The organism is Pyramidobacter sp. CG50-2 (assembly GCF_003612005.1).
Taxonomy (GTDB): domain Bacteria; phylum Synergistota; class Synergistia; order Synergistales; family Dethiosulfovibrionaceae; genus Pyramidobacter.
In genome coordinates this window covers 1-20,898 of the sequence record NZ_RAWT01000047.1, presented here as the reverse complement: position 1 = coordinate 20,898, position 20,898 = coordinate 1, and the positions used below count along the sequence as shown (strand labels likewise).

The following is a 20,898-nucleotide window of genomic DNA, read 5'->3' as shown; positions in this document are numbered from 1 at the left end:
GGGCGCGAGGAAATGGAGAAGATCGCCGGCTGGATCGACCGCGTCGTCACCCACATCGACGACGAAGCGGAGATCGGGAAAGTCCGCGCCGAGATCACCGAACTCTGCGAGGCGAAACCGCTCTATCCCGGGCTGTACTAAGGAGGTAAACATGTTTCAATATCTATCTGAAATTACAGATGTCCTTTGGGGAACCCCTCTTACTATTTTGATGATTGGCGTCGGTCTGTATCTAAGCATTCGCACAAAATTTTTTCAATTTACAGGTTTTACGACTATTTATCGATTAACAGTCAATGAAATGTTCGGGAGAAATAAAAAGACGGATGATGACCATGCTAAACACTCGGGAATGCTGAAGCCTTTTCAGGCGCTCTCGACCGTTTTAGCAGGCACAATCGGGTCAGGTAACATTGCAGGAGTTGCTGCGGCAATTGCCGTAGGCGGCCTCGGGGCTGTTTTTTGGATGTGGATCATTGCATTTGTCGGTATGATCACAAAAATGGCCGAAGTGACCCTTGCGCTGGCATTCCGCAAAAAAGGGACAGACGGTGAGTTCTATGGCGGACCAATGCATTACATGCGCAAAGGCCTCAGCAAAGGCGGCAAAACACTCGCGGCTATCTATTCTGCAGCGTTACTCATCTATGTTATTACTGACGCATGCTTTATTCAGGTGCATACCTTGGCGGAAACAACACAGAGAGTCTTTCGTGTTCCTCTTCTCATTGCGGGGGCTGTAACGGTTCTCGTCGCAATCGTCATCATCGTAGGCGGCACAAAACGAATCGGTGAGTTCTGCGGCAAAATGGTACCGCCTATGTGCGTGCTTTACATTGTGGGAGCAATTGCAGTTATCATTGCAAACGCAAGTGAAATTTCGCATGCTTTCCAGATGATTTTCAAGTATGCCTTTGCCCCTACTCCCGCGGTAGGTGGATTTTTAGGCGCTACTACCTCGCTGGCAATAGGGCAGGGCGCAGCTCGCGGAATTTTCTCAAACGAAGCCGGCATTGGCACAGCCTCAACCGTCCACGCGACATCAAAGACGGATCATCCGGCGCATCAGGGCATGTACGGCATTCTTGAAGTGTTTATTGATACCATTATCGTATGTACGCTCACTGCGTTGGCAATTTTGACCAGTGGCGTATGGACCGGGGGAGAATCCGGCGTCAATCTGACCATCAGCGCATTTGAAACTGCATGGGGCAGCCAGGGGATTATTGTGCTGGGTATTGCCATCATCCTTTTTACATTTTCGTCGTATCTCGGATTCTTCGTTGAGTATCGTACCTGTATCGAAACGATTTTCGGGGAGAAAGCGGTTAAATATTTGCAGTGGTTTTTCTTCATACCGCCAATGCTTGCAGTCACAATGCAGGTAGAAGAGGTTTGGACAATGGCAGATATGGCAATCGGTTTCATTGTCATACCGAATATGATCGCGATAGTAATGCTTTCAAATAAATTTATTGCATACTTCAAAGAGTATAAACAGATTCTTGCAGGAAATACTGCAGAGAGAATGCCGTGGGGAGAATAGTCATGGAACTGAAGTAAGTCGGATAATATCGCATGCAGACAACATAAAAACTATGTCTTTTTCTTCCACGGAGCTGTATGTACACTCAAATAGCGGTGCAGGGAAAAGTCTAAAAGTAATGAGTAGTTTTCTCAGGAGGACTCTGCGACAGAGCCCCCTACGGTTCAAACAGCATCACACTTCTAATTTTTAAGGAGGAATCACTATGGTCAGAACGTGTTTTGTGAGAAAGGCACTCGCCGCAGCAGCTGTCGTTATGATTTTGGGCGCCGGCACGGCTTCCGCCGCTCCGGAGTATAAGTGGCGTTTCGGGCAGACCTCGGTCCGTGCCTCGCAGGGCAAGTCCTACAAACTTTTCTGTGAGTTAATCAAGAAATACAGCAACGGCCGTATCGAAGTCGAGTTTTTCCCCGACAATCAGCTCGGGACTCTCAATGAGATCTTCCACGCCGTGCAGGACGGCGAAATCGAGATGTGCGGTTTCGCTCCTTACGTCAATCTCGTTCCCGGCGGCATGTTCAACTGGATGCCGTGGACCGTCGAATCGTGGGAAGAGTGCAAGATGGCTTTCTCGCGCCCCGACGGATGTCTCTACGTGCCTCTCGAGGAGGCCATGAAGGAAGTCGGCGTTCACATTCTGTTCACCGTTTCGCAGGGCTCCTACGGCATCGGCAACAGCGTGCGCCCGATCAAAACGCCGGCTGATTTCAAGAATCTGAAAATGCGTGTTTCTTCGTCGCTCGGCTGCGTCCGCGGCCTGCAGAACATGGCCGAGGGAACGGGTATGACCGTCGAAACCGTGCCGTGGGGCGATCTTTACAACGCCCTGGCGAAGGGCGTGGTCGACGGCTGCTGGGATATGTGGCCTTCGCTCGTGGAGGAGCGTCACTGCGAGGTCATGAAGTATTACACGTCTCTGGATTGGATGTGGGACGCCAATCAAGTCGTCATCAACGCCGAACTTTGGGCGAAGCTGCCCGACGATCTCAAAGCCGCGATCCGGAAGGCGGCCGACGAAGCCGAAACCGATCAGTACGCCATCCAAATCGCCGAAGAGGACAATTTCAAAGAGTTCCTCAAGAAGCAGCCGAACTTCGAAATTTACTATCCGACCGAGGCGGAGCGCGCCGAGTTCCGCAACCGCGCCCGCAATCTCGACAACTGGAACGATCTTTGCAAGCCGTGGCTCGACAAGCACTTCCCCGGTCAGGATATGACCGTGAAGATTCTCGACCAGCTCCGAATCAACCGCGAAAAAGTATTAGCCGACAAGGCCGCAGCTGCAAAGTAACGATCAGTCTCACAAGGGGGCGGCCCGAAAGCCGTCCCCTTTTTTGAAGCAAGATCTCTGTGACAGAAAAGGCGGTGCATTATGAAAAAACTCTTTTCTTTCCTGCAGAAAACCGAATTCTTTCTCGGCTCTCTCGGGCTCCTGCTGGCCATAATCCTCACGTTCTGTCAGGTGGTAAACCGCTACTGGCTCCATTTCGAAATCATGTGGATCAGCGACGCGGCGTTGTACATCTTTATTTTCACTATTTATGTGGCGATTTCCTACGGAGCCGCCGTGAAGACGCACATCGCCGTCGACATCCTTTCCGACGTCTTGTGCAAGGACAGCCGGGCGAAACGCGCTCTGTTCGACATGGCGAAGAGCGCCGTCACCGTCGCGATGATCCTGGCCATGTGGAGCCCCACGCTGCGCGTCGTCAAACGCGCCTGGAAGCATCCCGAGTTCGCCACGCTGGTGCGCTGGTTCAACACGAGCTGGCTCGTGTATGCCATGGGCGTCATGATCGTGTTGAGCGTTCTTCATTACGGCTGGCATGTCTGCGAGGATATTTTCGAGCTGCAAAAACTCCGTTGGGAAAAAGAGGTGAAGGAGTAATGTTCGATCTCGGCACTTCCACAACTCTCGTTACGTTCCTCGTCGGTATCGTCGCGGGGCTGCCCATCGGCTGGGTTTTCATCGGCGCGACCGCCCTCGGCGTCATTCTCGGCGGCGGCACGATGACCTTCATCGCCAACTCCTTTTTCCATTCGCTCGACTCCTCGACGGTCATGGCCATTGCCTTTTTCGTTTTTTCCGGCGCTCTCATCGGCGAGGCCGGGCTGGCGGACCGCATCGTCAATTTTTCTTACGCGCTGGTCGGGCGCCTCAAGGGCGGCCTGACGGCCGTCGGCATCGTCGCCACGCTGTTCATGGGGGCGCTTACGGGGTCTTCGGTTCCCTGTATCGCCGCGCTGATTCCCCTGCTTGTTCCCAAACTGGAAAAATTCGGTTACAGCCGCGTCTACACGACAGCGCTGCTCTGCTCGTCCAGCTATCTGGGATATCTGATTCCGCCCAGCGTGCCGGCCATGATCTATTGTCTGCTGGCCGGACAATCGGTCGGCGCGCTGTTCCTTTCCACCGTCTTTCCCGGTCTGCTGCTGGCTCTCGGCTACTGCATCCTCAATTACCTTTACGTCGACAAATACACATCCTCCAGCGTTGAAGTCCCGGAGCTGCCCAAGACTTTTATCGCTTCCGTCAAACAGGTGTGCCACACCGGCTGGGTAGCCCTGCCGGCGCTGGGCTGTCCGGCGCTGATTTTGATCGGCATTTACGGCGGCATCTTTACGCCCAACGAAGCCGGCGGCATCGCGGCTATTTACTGTCTGCTGGTCGGCTGGTTCGCTTACCGCGAACTGACCTGGAAGCGCCTGAAAAAAGCCTTGTCCAGCACGGTCGGAACGTTCGGCATGACCACGCTGCTGTTGGCTGGCGGCACGGTTCTGACCCGTTACCTGACCCGGCAGGGCGTGGCTCAGCAGGTGGCGTCGGCCATGCTTTCGATGTTTTCGAGCAAGTACATGATTTTGCTCATGCTCAACGTATTCTTGCTCTTCCTCGGCATGTTCCTCGACGGTATTCCCATTCTCATTCTGGTCGTGCCGCTGGTGCTGCCCCTGATGACGGAACTGGGAGTCAACCTGGTCCACCTCGGCGCGATCATGGTGGTCAACGTCGGCATCGGTGTGATGACGCCGCCGTTCGCCATGTCGATCTTCGTCGGGTCGCGTCTGTCGGAAATCTCCGCGGCCGACCTGACGAAAGCGATGCTGCCTTTCCTGTTCTACGTTTCCATCCCCGTCCTGCTGCTGACAACGTATTTCCCTTTCCTGTCGTGCTGGCTGCCCGAGCTGCTTCTGGGCGCGAACGTCGTCGGCGCGTGGTAAACGGACGGCGGAAGCTTTAACTCACGTTCGAGAGAGTCTTGATTTAAATTTTTTGAGGAGGGAAGGCAATGACGTACGATCTGTTGCTCAAAAACGGCATGTGCTATGCCGGCGACGGCAAGGAAGGCTTTCGCGCCGACGTGGCAGTCAAAGACGGCAAAATTGCCGCCGTCGGCAGCGTTCAGGCCGAGGCACGCCGCACGATCGACGCCGCGGGGCTGGCGGTGGCTCCCGGTTTTATCGACACGCACAGTCACTCCGACCTGGTGGCTCTGGTCGAACCCGAAATCGCCAATAAAACGACTCAGGGCGTCACGACGGACATCATCGGTCAGGACGGGATGTCGCTGGCTCCCGTCGTGCCGGAATTTCTGTCTTCATGGGAAAAGACGATGGCCGGGCTGGAGGGACAGTACCCGGTCGACTGGAAATGGCGCTCCGCCGAAGACTATCTGAAACGCCTCGACGCGATGCCGCTGGGGCCCAATCTCGCCTACCTGGCGCCGACGGGCAATATCCGCATGTGCGTAATGGGTCTTGAGAACCGCCCCGCCACGGCCAGCGAGATCGACATGATGAAGGATCTGCTGGAAAAATGCATTGGCGCGGGCGCGGTCGGCCTCTCCACAGGGCTCATCTACCCTCCCAGCAACTATATGACGGAAGATGAGATCGCCGCGGTCACCAGCGTCCTGACCAAATACAATTTGCCGTTCGTCATTCACCAGCGCAGCGAAGCCGACGACATCCTCAACTCGATGGACGAAGTGTTCCGCATCAGCCGCAAGTCGGGCTGCCCCATTCATTTCTCGCATTTCAAAGTCTGCGGCATGAAGAATGCCCATCTCTTCGACGCCGTCATGAAAAAGCTCGACGAAGGGGAAAAAGATATCCAGCTTTCGTTTGACCAGTACCCTTACGCCGCCGGCAGCACCACGTTCAGCGTCATTCTGCCGCCGTGGGCCCACGACGGAGGCGCGGAAAAATGTCTTGCCCGTCTCGCCGACAAGGACGCCCGCGCGCGCATGAAGGCCGACATCGCCAAGGGGATCCCCGGCTGGGACAATTTCGTCGATTTCGCCGGCATGGAAAACATTTTCGTGACGTTCGTGAAGACGCCGAAGAACGCCGACCTGGTCGGCAAGAATATGATCGAGATCGGCCAGATCCGCGGCAAAGATCCCTTCGACGCCTCGTTCGATTTGCTGCTCGAAGAGGAACTGGCGGTCGGCCTGGTGGACTTTTACGGACTGGAAGAGCACGTCGAGGCCATCATCGCGCATCGTCTCCAAAATCCTTGCACCGACGGCATTCTCGGCGCCCGTCCGCATCCGCGCGTATACGGTTCGTTCTCGCGCATTCTCAGTCGTTACGTGCGCGAGCGCAAACTGATGACGCTGCCCGAAGCGATCCGCAAGATGACCTCCCGTCCCGCCTCCATCTTCAAGCTGAAAGAGCGCGGTTTACTCAGGGAAGGCTATGCCGCCGACATCGCCATTTTCGATCCCGAGACGGTGGCCGACAAAGCGACTTATACCGATCCCATGCAGTACTCCGCCGGAATTCCATACGTCGTCGTCAACGGCCGGCTGGTTGTCGACGGCAATCAAGTCGTCAAGGGGAAAGCGGGCAAAGTGCTGCGATTCTATAAGGAGTGATTTTTTTCAGGCGATAGCGACGGAGCGTTCCATTCGCGCGTAACAAGTCCGGCGTCTTTCGTATTTCATCACAAGCCAAGAAGGAGGCAAGCGATCATGTCGAAATTTTTAAACTGGCTGGCCGGCGAGCTTTGGGGCTGGCCCATGATGATTCTCATCTTCCTGTGCGGTCTGATTTTCGGTTTGGGGACGGGCTTCTTTCAAATCCGCAAGCTTCCTTACGTCCTCAAAGAAACGCTCGGCAAGTGCTTCAGAAAGGACGCGCTCGAAGGCGAAGGCACGATCACGCCGCTGCAGGCCGTTTCTTCGGCTCTCGCCGGATGTATCGGCAACGGCAATATCGCCGGAGTGGCGACCGCGATCGCGACCGGCGGTCCGGGAGCCGTTTTCTGGATGTGGATCATGGGCCTTTTCGGCATGATGACGAAATTCGTCGAGGTCGTTCTGGCCGTTCATTTCCGCGAGCAAACGGAGAGCGGCGCCTTTTACGGCGGCCCGATGTACTACATCGAAAAGGGCATGGGTAAAAGATGGAAGCCGCTCGCCATGTTCTACGGCGTGATGATGATCGTCGGGGCCCTCGGCACCGCCGTATGGGTCCAGCCTCACACGATGGCTTCGGCCCTCAAGAGCACTTTCGGTATCCCGCCCCTGGCCACCGTCGTCTGCGCCGTCATTCTCACTGCGCTCGTATGCTTCGGCGGTTTCAAACGCATCGGGCGTTTCGCCGAAAGTATCATGCCTTACTTTGTCGTCGTCTATACCGTATTTTCGCTCGGGGTTATTTTTACGAACATTGCGCGACTGCCCGAAGTGGTCGGCATGATCTTCAAGTACGCTTTCAACCCCCATGCGGCCGTCGGCGGTTTTGCCGGAGGCACGATGATTCTCGCCGTCCGGTACGGCGCGGCGCGAGGCGTTTTCTCCAACGAAGCCGGACTGGGAACGGCTTCGATGGTTCACGCCACGTCGATCACCAGGCACCCCTGCCAGCAGGGTCTGTACGGCATCGTCGAAGTTTTCGTCGATACGATCGTGATGTGTTCGATGACCGCGTTCGTTATCCTGCTTTCGGCTCCCGACGTGTGGAGCGGCGGTTTGAACGGCATCGCCCTTACCATCTCCGCATTCGATACGCTGTACGGAAAATTCGGCGCGTGGATCGTCTCCATATCCGTCATGCTCGCAGCTCTCACGACGATGATCGGCTACTACTTCGAATACAAGACGTCCGTCGTTTATGTCTTCGGCGAAAAAAATATGGGTATCTTCAACGTTTTCTGGCTGATCCCGCCGTTCGTCGCCGTGACGCAGGACGTCGATCTGGTCTGGACGATCGTCGACATTTCAACCGGCATCGAAGGCATCCCCAACATGATCGCCATGCTTGCGCTCGCGCCTATATTTTTCAAGGTTTACAAGCAATGGACTAAGGACAACAACTTATAGCCAGACTCAATAATTACGCAGAAAAACCGAAACCATTCATTAAACGTTCAAGGAGGCTTTTCCCGATGAGTGAAAAATGGCAGGACGAATTGGTCGAACTGGTTCGCGGCATGATTCGCTGTCCCAGTCTTTCCGGGCACGAGGACAAAATCGCCGATTTTGTCGAAAACGCGATGAAGCGCTTCGGCTTCGACTCCACCGAACGCGACCGTTACGGCAACGTTTCGGGGCGCATGGTATTCGGCAAAGGCGGCAAAAAGCTGCTCTTCGAAGGCCACATGGATCACGTCGACATCGCCGACCGCTCCAAATGGACTCACGATCCTTTCGCGGCCGAGATCGTCGGCGGGCGCATGTACGGCCGCGGCACGAGCGACATGAAGGGCAATCTGGGCGCCGCAATCATGGCGGCCAGACTGCTCAAAGAAAATCATGCCGAACTTAACGGAGAACTGATCGTCTGCGGCGGCGTGCACGAAGAATGCTTCGAGGGCGTCGCTTCCGAGGAACTGGGGATCCGCTGGAAGCCCGACTGCGTGATCATCGGCGAGGCTTCGTCGCTGAATCTGAAACGCGGCCAGCGCGGCCGCGCCGAAGTGGTTCTGGAGACTCTGGGGAAATCCGCCCACTCGTCCAATCCCGAGGTCGGCCTTAACGCCGTAAAGACGATGGCGCCGCTTCTGACCGCCATCGAGCGCGATTTCAAGCCTAAAGAGCAGCCTGTGCTCGGCAAAGGCATTCTCGAACTGACCGACATCATTTCCTCCCCTTATCCCGGCGCCAGCGTCGTGCCCGAAAAGTGCCGCGTCACGTACGACCGGCGTCTGCTCGTGGGAGAAACCGACGCCGAGGTGCTGAAGCAGATTCAGGACATCGTCGACGCGCAGAAGAAGCTCGATCCCCGTCTGGACGCCAGAGTTTATCTGGCTACCGGCACGGAAAAGTGCTACACCGGCGAGACGATCTCCGCGACGCGCTACGCGCCCGGTTGGCTGTTCCCCGAAGACAACTGGTTCGTCGCGGCGGCGCTGGAAGGGCTGAGGAACGCCGGATTGAATCCGGAATTCTCCCATTACGCTTTCTGCACCAACGGCAGCTATTACGCCGGCAAGGCGGGGATCCCCACCGTCGGCTTCGGCGGCTCGCTCGAATCGCTGGCCCACGTGGTCGACGAATACATCGAGATCGACCAGCTCTGCAAGGCCTGCGAAGGCTATCAGGGCATCGTCCGCGCCGTTCTTCGCTAGAGGCACGTCATGGCTTTCTACACGCTCAAATGCGCCCTCTGCGGGCGCGAATTCCCCGCCGAAAGCACGTTGAAAACGTGTCCCGACTGCGGGATCCACGGCACTATGTACGTGCTGTACGACTACGACGAAGTGAAAAAACAGATCGACCGCACCTCTCTGGCGGCGGATCCGCGTTTCAGTCTTTGGCGCTACGAAGCCCTGCTTCCGATGCGGAAAAATTCGCGCCGCCCCACGCTTCAGGTCGGCTGGACGCCGCTCTACGATATGCCCCAGATCGCGTCCGAATACGACGTCGGGCAGCTTCTGATCAAGGACGACGGACGCAATCCCACGGCTTCGCTCAAAGACCGCGCCAGCGCCGTCGCCGTAACGCTCGCCGCGGAGCGAAACCGCGACGTTCTCGCCTGCGCGTCGACGGGCAACGCCGCCAGTTCGCTCGCGGGTTTCGCCGCCAACATGGGATTGAAAAGCGTGATCTTCGTTCCGGAAACGGCGCCAGTCGCCAAAGTGACGCAGCTGCTCGTGTTCGGCGCACGGGTGTTCCTCGTCAAGGGAGATTACGCCGCAGCGGTGCGGCTGGCGATCGAGGCCATCGAACATTACGGCTGGTACGACCGCAACTGCGCGATCAACCCGTTCCTCGTCGAAGGGAAAAAGACCTGCGCGATGGAGATCGCGGAACAGTGCGACTGGGACGTCCCCGACAAAGTTTTCGTCTCCGTCGGCGACGGCTGCATCGTCAGTTCGACGTACAAGGGTTTTTACGATCTGTACAAGATCGGCGTCATCGACCGTATTCCTCAGATCATCGGCGTTCAGGCGGAGGGCGCCTGCCCGATCCACAGGGCGATTCAGGAGGGCGCCGATAAAGTCGTATTCGGCCCCTCGCACACGATTGCCGACAGCATCGACGTGGGCGCGCCGCACAACTGGGCGAAAGCGCTTCACGCGATCCGCGCTTCTCATGGGAATACGACCGCCGTCAGCGACGCCGAGATCCTTTCCGCCGTCGCCGAACTGCCGCGAAAAAGCGGCGTGTTCGCCGAGCCCGCGGGAGCGACGGCCTACGCCGGTTTCGTCAAATTCGCTCGCGAAAGACGTCTCAAGGCGTCGGACCGCGTCGCCGTGATCATTTCAGGCAACGGCCTCAAAGACGTCGCCTCGGCGCAGAAAGCGGTTCCGCCGGCTGCAAAAGTCGCCCCAAACATGGAGGAACTGATAAAAATTCTCGGCTGACGGCGTTTTTGCCCAAACGACTCATCCGCGGCATTTTTATACGCTTCGGCGTTCCCCCCAATTTTATTTATTAAGGAGAGACTCAAAATGTACGACCAAATCAACCTGCTCGTCGACAAGGAAAGACGAAAGAACGGCATCGAGCGCGCCAAATCGCGGTATATCCTCATCCCCACTTTCCGCCAGATGAAAAACCCCGACAAGGAGACGCCGGCGAAAGTCAAGGAAGGACTGAAAGAAACCGGCTTGTGGGACGTCAATCCGCTGAACCTGTTCCGCATCACCTGGAAGAACGAGCCCAAAACTTCCGGCGGGCTCTACGGCGGCGTCAACTTCATCGAGTTTCCCAGCTCGCTGACGGGAGTGAAGGCGCGCATTTTCGCTCTCGTCGGCAAATGGTTCCCCACCGGGGCCCACAAAGTCGGCGCAAGTTTCGGCTGCCTTGTACCCCGTCTTGTCACGGGACAGTTCGATCCAACCCGCGATTGGGCCGTCTGGCCTTCGACGGGCAACTATTGCCGCGGCGGTGCGTACAACTCCCAGCTGCTCGGCTGCCGCTCCATCGCCATCCTCCCCGAAGGCATGAGCAAGGAACGCTTCGACTGGCTCCGCACCGTAGCCGGCGAGATCATCGCCACGCCCGGCACGGAGAGCAACGTCAAAGAAATTTACGACAAAGTCCATGAACTGCGCTCGACCCGCGACGACGTGGTGATCTTCAACCAGTTCGAGGAGTTCGGCAATTATCTGTGGCATTACGAAGTTACGGGCGGCGCGCTCGAAGAAGTGGCGAAAGGCTGCATGCGCCCGGGCGACCGCCTCGCCGCGGCCGTTTACACGACCGGCTCCGCCGGGACGATCGCCAGCGGCGACTATCTGAAACAGATCTGGCCCGGCATGAAGATCGTCGCCAGCGAAGCGCTGCAATGCCCCACCTTGCTGCGCAACGGCTGGGGGGCACACCGCATCGAAGGCATCGGCGACAAACACGTGCCCTGGGTACACAACGTGCGCAACACGGACATGGTCACCGCCATCGACGATAACGACTGCATGGCACTGATCCGCCTGTTCAACGAACCTGCCGGTCGCGAATTCCTCCGCCGCGCGGGAGTGCCCGCGGCCCTTACGGAACAGCTGGATCTGCTGGGCATTTCCGGCGTCGCCAATTTGCTGAGCGCGATCAAGGCCGCCAAGTACTACGAAATGGACGAGCACGACGTCGTTTTCACCATTCTTACCGACTCGATGGAAATGTACGGCTCGCGCCTGCAGGAACTCGAAGCGGAATTCGGGGCGTACGGCGCCGTTAACGCCGAAGTCGACTTCGCGAGCCGCCTGCACGGGCAAAAAAGCGATAATGCGCTGGAGCTCACCTATCCCGAACGCCTGCGCGTCCATAACCTGAAGTATTACACATGGATCGAGCAGCAGGGCAAAACCAGCGAAGAACTGCATAGCCAGTGGTATGACGCCGACAATTACTGGGGCGAGATCCGTACCATGGCTCCGAAGATCGACAAACTCATCGAAGAATTCAACGTCGCGACGGGACTGAATTAATCGCTCCGCCCGAAACGGCGGGCCGCGGATGGAAAAGGCCGAAAGCCTCCGCTCCGCGTCCCGCCGTTTTTATTTGAAGAAACGTTTCTCCCAAACATTACGAACTTTTATTTTTTGCCCTGTGATTTTACAAAGGTATTTTGTGTATCTTGTCCGTAAAAATGTTATACTTGTTTCTGTTGCATATCGTATATAAATCCTCTACGAAGCGGCAAAAAGCGCGCCGCGGGATCAGGGCGAGCGGTACAGCACAAAATTCAACGACAGCCAGGGAAAAAACAATGCCTATTCCTCAGAGAAAACAAAAATTCATACGCGAGAGCGCCAAAGAGAAAATCTACAGGACCCTCCAAAGCTGGATCGTCAACGGCACCATGAAGCCCGGGGAACGCATCAGCGATCAGGAAATCGCCGAGTATTTCGACGTCAGCCGCACGCCGGTGCGCGAAGCGCTGCAGCGTTTGTCGGAGCAGGGACTGGTGTATGTCGAGCCGTCGAAGGGGACGCACGTCTCCCCGCTCGACGAAAACAACACGTTCACGATCTACGAAGCGCTGGCGCTGCTTTCAGGCTGCGCGGCGCGGCTCGCCTGCCAGAAGCAGAAAAACGGCGACATACAAAAACTGCGTGAATTGAACGCCGTTTTTCAGAAAGCAATCGAAGCGGGAGAAAATCAGAAACTTGCCACCTTCGACAATCAATTCCACGGATATCTTTTGGAGATGGCTGACAACGCTTACATCTCTGATATAATATACACGTTGACGCTTCACGCCAACCGCTGCGAAAATCTGTATTTTGAGAGAGGCCCCGACAAGATGGCGTCCGTACGCGAGCACAACGCCATCATCGACGCCATCGAAGCGCACGAGCCGGAGGCAAGCGGCCGTTACGCCGAAGAAAACTGGCTCGGCTTTTACCACCGGCGTCTCGCCAAGATACTGTAAGCGCCCCGCGTTTCGGCTTGAAGCTTTACGAGCGGTAAAGAAACATAATTACGGCGTCGCAACGATCAGACGGCCGTAAAATTCATTCAGAAGGGTTGGGGTTCACATGTCCTACACGTCCGATATCGAGATCGCGCAGTCAACGCCTATGCTTCAGATCGAGGAAGTCGCCCGCGGCGCGGGGATCGACGGGAAGTATCTGGAGTTCTATGGCCGCGCCAAAGCCAAGATCGATTACGTCAATCTGCTGAAAGACTGCCCGCGCCCCGACGGCAAACTGGTGCTGGTCACGGCCATCACGCCGACGCCCGCCGGCGAAGGCAAGACGACGACCACGGTCGGCCTGGCCGACGGCCTGCGCAAGATCGGCAAGAACGTGATGGTGGCGCTGCGCGAGCCTTCGCTCGGGCCCGTCTTCGGCGTCAAGGGCGGCGCGGCCGGCGGCGGCTACGCCCAGGTCGTGCCCATGGAAGACATCAATCTGCACTTCACCGGCGACTTCCACGCCATCGGCGCGGCCAACAACCTTCTGGCCGCCATGCTCGACAACCACATCCAGCAGGGCAATTCTCTCGACATCGACACGCGCCGCGTTATCTGGCGGCGCTGCGTCGACATGAACGACCGCCAGCTGCGCAGCATCGTCTGCGGGCTCGGCGGCAAAGCCAACGGCGTGCCGCGCGAGGACGGCTTCGACATCACCGTCGCGTCCGAGGTTATGGCCGTTTTCTGTCTCGCGTCCGGCATCGACGACCTCAAATCCCGCCTGGCGCGCATCATCGTCGCCTACAGCCGCAGCGGCAAACCCGTCACGGCCGGCGACCTGCACGCTCAGGGCGCCATGGCGGCGCTGCTGGTGGAAGCGCTCAAGCCCAATCTGGTGCAGACGCTGGAGCACACGCCCGCCTTCATCCACGGCGGCCCGTTCGCCAACATCGCGCACGGCTGCAATTCCGTCATGGCCACGCGCCTGGCGCTGAAGATGGGCGACTACGCGATCACGGAGGCCGGATTCGGCGCCGACCTGGGCGCGGAAAAGTTCCTCGACATCAAGTGCCGCTTCGCCGGGCTCAAGCCCTCGGCCGTCGTTATCGTCGCCACGGTGCGCGCGCTCAAGCATCACGGCGGCGTCGCCAAGGCCGAGCTGAACGACGAGAATCTGGCCGCGCTCGAAAAGGGGCTGCCCAACCTGCTGCAGCACGTGGAGAACATCACCAAGGTCTACAAGCTGCCCGCCGTGGTGGCGATCAATCGTTTCCCCACCGACAGCGAGGCCGAGCTGAAACTCATCGCCGACAAATGCCGCGAGCTGGGCGTCAACGTGGCCCTGTCGGAAGTCTGGGGCAAGGGCGGCGACGGCGGCGTGGAGCTGGCCAAGGAAGTGGTGCGCCTCTGCGAGCTGCCCAACGATTTTGCCTACGCCTACGACCTCGACATGACCATCGAGCAGAAGCTCGACGCCATCGTCAAAAAGATCTACCGCGGCGACGGCGTCGTCCTCACGGCCAACGCCCGCAAGCAGATGAAACAGTTGGAAGAACTGGGCTTCGGCAATCTGCCCATCTGCATGGCCAAGACGCAGTACAGCTTCTCCGACGATCCCACGCTGCTGGGCGCGCCCCGCGGTTTCGAAGTCACCGTGCGCAACCTCAAAGCCAGCGCCGGCGCGGGCTTCATCGTGGCGCTGACGGGCGAGATCATGACCATGCCCGGGCTGCCCAAGGTCCCCGCCGCCGAGCGCATCGACGTCGATTCCGACGGCAAAATCTCGGGGCTGTTCTAAAAAACTCGGGCGGACTGCGTGAAACAGTCCGCCCTTTTTTCAAACGCGCCACGCCGGCGCGAAAATGTTCCACGTGGAAATTCACCCCATCACACCAGTAAATACCGGACATCAGATTATATGTTTCTTTTCAAATTCGAATGACCGTACGAAAAAAAGGAGAACCCGTCCCATGAAGATGACCGAAAAATCCTGCGCCGATTTCGTCGCCGTCCTCGCCACCAAAGCTCCCGTCCCCGGAGGCGGCGGCGCGTCCGCGCTCTGCGGCGCGATCGGAACCGCGCTGGGCAACATGGTGGGCAGCCTCACCGTCGGCAAGAAGAAGTACGCCGCCGTCGAGGATGAGATCAAAAGCCTGCAGGCCAAATGCGACGCGCTGCAGGCCGACCTGCTGGCGCTGGTGGAACAGGACGCCGAGGTCTTCGCGCCGCTGGCCGCCGCTTACGGCCTGCCCAAAGACACGGGAGAACAGCGGGCGGAGAAAGACCGCGTCATGGAAGCGGCGCTGGGCGCCGCCTGCGGCGTGCCGCTGCGGATCATGGAGAAATGCTGCGAAGCCATCGGCCTGATGGCCGTCTTCGCCGAAAAGGGTTCGCGCCTGGCCGTCAGCGACGCCGGCGTGGGCGCGGCCCTGTGCCGCGCGGCGCTCGAAGGCGCGGCGCTGAACGTGTTCATCAACACCAAAGCCATGAAAGACCGCGCCAACGCTGCCGCCGTCGACGCCCGCGCCGAAAAGATGCTGGCCGGCAGCCGCGGCCGCGCCGACAAAATCTACGAAACCGTCATGAATTCCCTGCGCGCCTGACGCGCCTGTCTCAAAAACAACGGCAACCACGGAGGAACGAAGAAGTGGAGGGCAGACAGGGTGAAGCGCAAAAAAGCAGAGGACGTTTTTTGAACGCCCCTTCAGCGAAGCAGGATATTTGCGAAATCCTTCAAATCCTTTCGCAGAGCGTTCTGGAAATCCCGTTGTCCTGTTTTCCGTTTCGCCGCTCCGCCGCTTCTCCGCGGCTGCTTTCGTTCTCCGATTTCAATCAGGAAAGGCATGTGATTTTTATGGCTCAGATCCTGGACGGCAAGGCCGTGGCCGCCGCCCTCACCGCGCAGCTCAAAAACGACGTGCAGAAGCTCAAAGACCGCGGCGTTTCCCCCTGCCTCGCCATCGTGCGCATGGGCGAACGCGGCGACGACCTCGCCTACGAGCGAGGAGCGACCAAGCGCGCCGCGACCGTGGGACTGGAAGTGAAACAGTTCGCGCTGCCCGCCGAAGCTTCGCAGGACGAACTGCTGGAAGTCATCGCCAAAATCAACGCCGACGCTTCGATCCACGGCTGCCTGATCTTCATGCCGCTGCCGAAGCACATCGACGAAGCGGTCGTGCGCGCGGCGCTGGCCCCCGAAAAGGACGTGGACGGCATCACCGCCGCGTCGCAGGCTGGCGTTTATTCCGGCAAGGCCGTGGGCTTTCCTCCCTGCACGCCATCCGCCTGCATGGAGATCCTCAGGCATTACCGGATCGAACTGAAAGGCGCGAACGCCGTCGTCTTCGGGCGCAGCCTCGTCGTCGGCCGCCCGCTGGCGATGATGCTGCTGGCGCAGAACGCCACCGTGACCATCTGCCACACCAAGACCCGCGACGCCGCCGCCGTCGCCCGCGGCGCCGACGTGCTGCTGGCCGCCGTGGGGCACGCGGGAGCCGTCGGCGAGGCGTTCGTCACTCCCGATCAGGTGCTGATCGACGTGGGCATCAACGTGAACGCCGAGGGCAAGCTCTGCGGCGACGTCGCCCCCGAAGCGGCGCAGAAAGCCCGCGCCTCCACGCCCGTGCCCGGCGGCGTCGGCTCCGTCACCACCACCGTGCTCGCCAAGCACGTGATCGAAGCGGCGCAGCGGACGCTCGAATAATCAAAAATCTTCGCCAACACAAAGCGGCCGAGATCCCCAACGATCCCGGCCGCTTTTTTCATCTCCCCGAATCTTGCCCGTCCGCGCGAGCCGCCCCTACCGCTGCGGGACGGTCCCGCGCAGGGCGTCGAGGCGGGATTCTTTTTCCTTCCGGTCGAGGCGCTGCAGGGCTTCGACCGCGCGTTTGCTGCCGGCGTCGCGGGCAAGCTGGTAATATTGGCGCGCTTTGGCAAGGTCGGCTTCGACGCCGCGTCCTTCTTCATAAGCGCTGCCGAGGTACCAGGCGGCAAGCGCGTGCCCTTGATTGGCCGCCTGTTCGAACCAGCTGATGGCCGCGGAGGGCTCGCCCTCGGGACTGTAGCTGTAGAGCAGCCCGAGATTGAACTGCGCGGCGGCGGAGCCGCTCTCGGCGGCGGCCTGCAGCCAGCGCTGCGCCACGTCGAAGGAACGCTTCACCACAACGCCTTCGGAATAAAGCGTGCCCAGCAGGTTCTGAGCGGGAGCGTAACCCGATTTGGCGGATTCTTCCAGCCATTTGAGCGCCTCGTCGGCATCTTTCCAGGTGCCGATGCCGCGCAGCCGCATCAGGCCGAGGTTGTACTGCGCCTGCGCGCTGCCGCCTTCGGCCGCGGCCGTGTACCAGCGGAAAGCCTCGCGTTCGTCCTTGTCCACGCCCGACCCGGCGGCGTACATGGCGGCCACGTTGCACTGCGCCAGTTCGCTGCCCTGCCGGGCGGCGGCGAGGTACCAGCGGAACGACTCCTGCAGATTGACCGAATAACCGTAGTCGCCGCGCTTCATGATGCCGGCCAGACGGATCTGCGCGTTGGCGTCGCCGCGTTCGGCGGCGCGCCGGTAATGGATGACGGCGCTGCGGATGTCGCGCTCTCCCAGCTGTCCCTGCTCGTACAGCAGTCCCAGCGTATACTCGGCGGGGACGTAGCCGGCTTCCGCCGCCCGGTCGATCATTGCCGCGGCGGCGCGGATCTCGCTGTCCTTTTCGGCCGCGTCGAGACGGAACAGGCCCATGGCGCACATCGCCGCGGGATGCCCCTGTTCGGCGGCGGCGTTGTACCACTTGACGGCGCGGACCAGATCGGGCGCGTGCCAGCGATCGTCGGAGTAGCATTGCGCCAGCGCAAACTGGGCGTCGGCGGAGCCGCTCTCGGCGGCTTTCTCGTAATATTTCAGAGCCTGCTCCATTTTTTCCCGGTCGGTGTCGGATTTGAGCTGCTCGCCCATGATGAACTGCGCGCGCGGATTGCCGCGTTCGGCGGCTTCGCGGTAAAGGCGTAGGGCTTCGCCGCGGTTGGCGGCGACGATCTTGCCCTCCATGTAAAACGTTGCCAGGGCGGTCATCGCTTCCGATTCGCCCATCTCGGCCGCTCTTTTCAGCTTGGCCAAACCGGCCTGTTCGTTCTTCTCGGTGCCGAGGCCGTAGATCTCCATGCGTCCCAGATTGTACAGGGCTTCGCCGTTGCCGCCTTCGGCGCCGAGCGCGTAAAGACGGTAAGCGTCCGTATAAGACTGCGCGATGCCGTTCCCCTTTTCGGTCAAGCGCCCCAGCTCGTTGCATCCGGCGGGATCGCCGGCATCGGCGGCCATCTTGTAGTAGCGCACTGCGGCCGCCGGATCCTTTTTCACGGTCTTGCCTTTTTCGCTCATGCGTCCCAACAGGACGTAGGCGCCCCACGAGCCGTTTTTGCCCGCCTTCAGCAGCAGTTCGGAAGCTTCGGCGCCTTTGCCTTCGTCCAGAGCGAGGCGTCCCAGCTCGTACATGGAGGGGGCGTAATCCGCCTTGGCCGCCAGCCCGTGCAGTCTTTTGGCTTCATCCACGCGGCCGCGTTTTTTTTCCATGTCGGCGGCCACGTAATAGGCGGCCGCATCGCCCTTGGCCGCGGCTTTTTTCAGCAGTTCCAGACCGGCGGCCGCTTCAGCGGCGGATCCGCGTTCGCCCAGCGCCGCGCCGTAAACGGTCATGGCCCAGAGCTGTTCGCCTTCGGCGCATTTTTTCACGTATTCGAGCGCGTCTCCGCTCTTCCCTTCCTGAAGAAGCACCTGATAATATTCCTGACAGGCCATGGGAATGTTCTTCTCGATGGCGGCCTCGAGCATTTCCATGGCTTCGCCAGGATGGGCCTCGCGCTCCGGATGCGCGTGCATGAGTTCGTAGAGGGCGTACATGGCGTACGGTTCGCCGGCGGCGGCGGCCATACGGTACCAGCGCATGCCGACCGCGAAATCTTCGGCGACGCCGCTGCCCATCGTGTACATATAGCCGAGAGCCGTCATGGCCTGGGGCGATCCCTTTTCGGCGTTGGCCTGAAAAATGCGGTAGGCCAGCTCGTAATCCTTGGAGCTCCACGCCTGGATGCCTTCGTTGAAAGTCGCCGGTTCGCCGGCTTCGGGCGACTGATCGCCGAGGGCCGCCGGAGTTTTATCCCCGCTCGCGGGCGAGGGCGCGCCCCACGCGGCCGCGCTCCACAAAAACACGGCCAGGATCAGGAGCGGCCACCTTTTCATTGCATTTTTCGTCATTCAGAGAGCCTCGTTTCACTCAGTCTTTTCGTCCGTTCCCACTTCGCGGCAGCGGCGGGGCCTCGTTTTTTTCCCGCCGCCGCCGTTATTCCGGGTTCATTTTATCTCATTGAACAGCGTCGGTCAAAATTTTGCCCGCGGACGCCAAACAAAAAAAGGGAGCCGCGCTGCGGTTCCCCTGTGCTTTTTGGATCTGCGCGCCTTTCGCGGCGCCGTCCTTTTTTCGCGCTATTTCGCGGCCGCCTGCACCGCGTCGCTGAAGCCCATCCACATGCCGATGGGGACCGTGATCAGGATCGAGAGCACGACGCGCTCGAACCAGATCACAAGGATATCGCGGATCTTCAGCGGGATGTCGGTGCCCATGATGCAGGGGATGCTGGCCGAGAAGAACAGGATCTCGGAGATGCTGACCACGGCGATGACGAACTTGAGCAGCATCGTGCCGGAGCCCTTGATCAGGATCGCGGGCAGGAACATCTCCGGCAGGCAGATCGCCGCCGCCTTGCCGCCGAGCACGGGCTGCGCCACGCCGAAGACCTTGAAGAACGGGTAGAAGATGTAGCCGAACCAGTCGAACACCGGCGTGAATTCCGCCAGCCAGAGCCCCAGCAGCCCCACCGAAGTGATCGCGGGGATCACGGCGAAAGCCATTTTCAAACCGGCCCACAGATTGTCGCCGCAAAGTTTGAACACGTTGGGCTGGGCGGCGGCCGTGCGGATGCCGATCTGCCAGGCGCGTTCGAGGCGGCCGCCCTCGAGGCGAGGCTCGGGCGCCGCCGCGCCGTCGAAATACGTGTCGGGGATCGAGCACAGCGGCCAGAGACGCGCCGTGATCGCCGTGACGATAAACGTCACCAGCATGGCCACGAAGAAATACGGCGTCCAGTGATCCATCAGCCCCAGCGTGCGCGCCACGACCAGCAGGAACGTCATCGAGACCGTCGAGAATCCCGTGGCGATGACGGCCGCCTCGCGGGCCGTGTAGCGGTTGGATCGGTACACGCCGTTGGTGATGATCAGGGCGATGGAATAGCTGCCCACGAACGAGGCCACCGCGTCGATGGCCGAACGCCCCGGCGTGCGGAACAGCGGACGCATGACGCAGTCGACCAGCACGCCGATGAACTCCATCAGGCCGTAGCTGGCCAAAAAGGCGAGGAACACCGAACCGATGGGGATCACCAGCCCGACCGGGATCGCCAGCTTGTCGAACAGGAACGGGCCGATGTCGCCGCGCCACAGCCAGGCGTTGCTCCGCCACAGGCCGAAATACATGATCGTGCCGATCGCGGCGCCGCAGATTTTGGCTATCGACATGAAAATGTCCATGCCGTTTTTGTTCCACGTGCCTTTGATAAAGGGCATCGCCGCGCCGACGTACATGACCGCGAGGATAAAGATCTTCACGGCCGGCATCGCGCGGCTCTGCAGCGAGCTGACGATGAAATCGACCGGCACGCTCTTCAGGTTCGGGCTCAGCCACTCGAGTTTGAAGAAAAACATGAACAGGCCGAACAAACTGAAAACGACGAACTTCCATAAAGCCGAACTGCGGGGCGCTGCGTTTTCGGACATTCGAACACCACAACCTTTCGTAAAATCGCTTGAGGCCGGACGCCTCCTGCGGCAAAAAACGGGAACCATCTTCCCGTTTTTTTTAACTTCGCTCACGCGTTTATTATACGTTTTAGGCGCAAAAAAATCAATATCATCGTTAATTTCTGTCGTTGTTCAGTGATAAAGTCCCCCATAACTGTTCCAAGAAAATGTCACTCTGAGATAATACCGTTCATGAAAC

15 protein-coding genes are annotated in these 20,898 nt (G+C 59.2%); 13 read left to right on the top strand and 2 right to left on the bottom strand.

The window, feature by feature from the left end:
* Positions 1-151: 151 nt before the first annotated feature.
* The 13 genes from D7D26_RS09505 (at position 152) to D7D26_RS09445 (ending at position 16,559) form a co-directional block, all read left to right on the top strand.
* Entirely contained in the window at positions 152-1,546 is a 1,395-nt protein-coding gene (locus D7D26_RS09505) for an alanine/glycine:cation symporter family protein (RefSeq protein WP_120372894.1), read from the top strand.
* 223 nt (positions 1,547-1,769) lie between these two features.
* Positions 1,770-2,837 carry a TRAP transporter substrate-binding protein gene (locus tag D7D26_RS09500; protein ID WP_233543527.1) on the top strand — a complete coding sequence of 356 codons (1,068 nt, stop codon included), beginning with the start codon at positions 1,770-1,772 and terminating at the stop codon, positions 2,835-2,837.
* An 81-nt stretch (positions 2,838-2,918) separates the two neighbouring features.
* Positions 2,919-3,434 (top strand): TRAP transporter small permease, encoded by a 516-nt coding sequence (locus tag D7D26_RS09495; protein ID WP_078015679.1) that lies wholly within the window; start codon positions 2,919-2,921, stop codon positions 3,432-3,434.
* Positions 3,434-4,768 (top strand): TRAP transporter large permease, encoded by a 1,335-nt coding sequence (locus D7D26_RS09490; protein WP_078015680.1) that lies wholly within the window; start codon positions 3,434-3,436, stop codon positions 4,766-4,768. Before D7D26_RS09495 ends, D7D26_RS09490 begins: the two co-directional genes overlap by 1 nt.
* 68 nt (positions 4,769-4,836) lie before the next feature.
* Positions 4,837-6,426: an N-acyl-D-amino-acid deacylase family protein gene (locus D7D26_RS09485; protein ID WP_120372892.1), complete on the top strand. Its 1,590-nt coding sequence runs from the start codon at positions 4,837-4,839 to the stop codon at positions 6,424-6,426.
* A 96-nt stretch (positions 6,427-6,522) separates the two neighbouring features.
* A complete protein-coding gene (locus D7D26_RS09480) occupies positions 6,523-7,875 on the top strand; it encodes an alanine/glycine:cation symporter family protein (RefSeq protein WP_009165967.1) in 1,353 nt (450 codons plus the stop codon).
* A 65-nt stretch (positions 7,876-7,940) separates the two neighbouring features.
* Positions 7,941-9,122, top strand: a complete 1,182-nt coding sequence (locus tag D7D26_RS09475; RefSeq protein ID WP_078015682.1) for a YgeY family selenium metabolism-linked hydrolase — start codon at positions 7,941-7,943, stop codon at positions 9,120-9,122.
* 9 nt (positions 9,123-9,131) lie between these two features.
* Positions 9,132-10,361, top strand: a complete 1,230-nt coding sequence (gene thrC, locus D7D26_RS09470) for a threonine synthase (RefSeq protein ID WP_120372891.1) — start codon at positions 9,132-9,134, stop codon at positions 10,359-10,361.
* Positions 10,362-10,448: 87 nt separating this feature from the next.
* On the top strand, positions 10,449-11,924 hold the full coding sequence (locus tag D7D26_RS09465; protein ID WP_120372890.1) for a pyridoxal-phosphate dependent enzyme: 1,476 nt from the start codon (positions 10,449-10,451) through the stop codon (positions 11,922-11,924).
* 281 nt (positions 11,925-12,205) lie between these two features.
* Positions 12,206-12,871, top strand: coding sequence for a GntR family transcriptional regulator (locus D7D26_RS09460; protein ID WP_009165972.1), 666 nt, complete (start codon positions 12,206-12,208; stop codon positions 12,869-12,871).
* Positions 12,872-12,977: 106 nt separating this feature from the next.
* The gene (locus tag D7D26_RS09455; protein WP_120372889.1) at positions 12,978-14,654 is read left to right on the top strand and encodes a formate--tetrahydrofolate ligase; all 1,677 of its coding nucleotides are present in this window, start codon (positions 12,978-12,980) and stop codon (positions 14,652-14,654) included.
* Positions 14,655-14,826: 172 nt separating this feature from the next.
* Positions 14,827-15,459: a cyclodeaminase/cyclohydrolase family protein gene (locus D7D26_RS09450; protein WP_120372888.1), complete on the top strand. Its 633-nt coding sequence runs from the start codon at positions 14,827-14,829 to the stop codon at positions 15,457-15,459.
* Between the two features lie 251 nt (positions 15,460-15,710).
* Positions 15,711-16,559, top strand: a complete 849-nt coding sequence (locus D7D26_RS09445; RefSeq protein ID WP_120372895.1) for a bifunctional 5,10-methylenetetrahydrofolate dehydrogenase/5,10-methenyltetrahydrofolate cyclohydrolase — start codon at positions 15,711-15,713, stop codon at positions 16,557-16,559.
* 96 nt (positions 16,560-16,655) lie between these two features.
* Here D7D26_RS09445 and D7D26_RS09440 read toward each other — a convergent pair whose 3' ends face one another.
* Both D7D26_RS09440 and D7D26_RS09435 read right to left on the bottom strand, forming a co-directional pair.
* Positions 16,656-19,097, bottom strand: a complete 2,442-nt coding sequence (locus tag D7D26_RS09440) for an SEL1-like repeat protein (RefSeq protein ID WP_120372887.1) — start codon at positions 19,095-19,097, stop codon at positions 16,656-16,658.
* A 228-nt stretch (positions 19,098-19,325) separates the two neighbouring features.
* Complete coding sequence (locus tag D7D26_RS09435; RefSeq protein ID WP_120372886.1) at positions 19,326-20,675, bottom strand: YjiH family protein; 1,350 nt, start codon at positions 20,673-20,675, stop codon at positions 19,326-19,328.
* Positions 20,676-20,898 lie beyond the last annotated feature (223 nt).

Bases quoted from the DNA above. Each gene is read 5' to 3' on its own strand.
- D7D26_RS09445 (WP_120372895.1), top strand. From the start codon at position 15,711: ATGGCTCAGATCCTGGACGGCAAGGCCGTGGCCGCCGCCCTCACCGCG.
- D7D26_RS09505 (WP_120372894.1), top strand. From the start codon at position 152: ATGTTTCAATATCTATCTGAAATTACAGATGTCCTTTGGGGAACCCCT.
- D7D26_RS09465 (WP_120372890.1), top strand. From the start codon at position 10,449: ATGTACGACCAAATCAACCTGCTCGTCGACAAGGAAAGACGAAAGAAC.
- D7D26_RS09440 (WP_120372887.1), bottom strand. From the start codon at position 19,097: ATGACGAAAAATGCAATGAAAAGGTGGCCGCTCCTGATCCTGGCCGTG.
- D7D26_RS09480 (WP_009165967.1), top strand. From the start codon at position 6,523: ATGTCGAAATTTTTAAACTGGCTGGCCGGCGAGCTTTGGGGCTGGCCC.
- D7D26_RS09435 (WP_120372886.1), bottom strand. From the start codon at position 20,675: ATGTCCGAAAACGCAGCGCCCCGCAGTTCGGCTTTATGGAAGTTCGTC.
- D7D26_RS09475 (WP_078015682.1), top strand. From the start codon at position 7,941: ATGAGTGAAAAATGGCAGGACGAATTGGTCGAACTGGTTCGCGGCATG.
- D7D26_RS09460 (WP_009165972.1), top strand. From the start codon at position 12,206: ATGCCTATTCCTCAGAGAAAACAAAAATTCATACGCGAGAGCGCCAAA.
- thrC (WP_120372891.1), top strand. From the start codon at position 9,132: ATGGCTTTCTACACGCTCAAATGCGCCCTCTGCGGGCGCGAATTCCCC.
- D7D26_RS09450 (WP_120372888.1), top strand. From the start codon at position 14,827: ATGAAGATGACCGAAAAATCCTGCGCCGATTTCGTCGCCGTCCTCGCC.
- D7D26_RS09455 (WP_120372889.1), top strand. From the start codon at position 12,978: ATGTCCTACACGTCCGATATCGAGATCGCGCAGTCAACGCCTATGCTT.
- D7D26_RS09490 (WP_078015680.1), top strand. From the start codon at position 3,434: ATGTTCGATCTCGGCACTTCCACAACTCTCGTTACGTTCCTCGTCGGT.
- D7D26_RS09485 (WP_120372892.1), top strand. From the start codon at position 4,837: ATGACGTACGATCTGTTGCTCAAAAACGGCATGTGCTATGCCGGCGAC.
- D7D26_RS09495 (WP_078015679.1), top strand. From the start codon at position 2,919: ATGAAAAAACTCTTTTCTTTCCTGCAGAAAACCGAATTCTTTCTCGGC.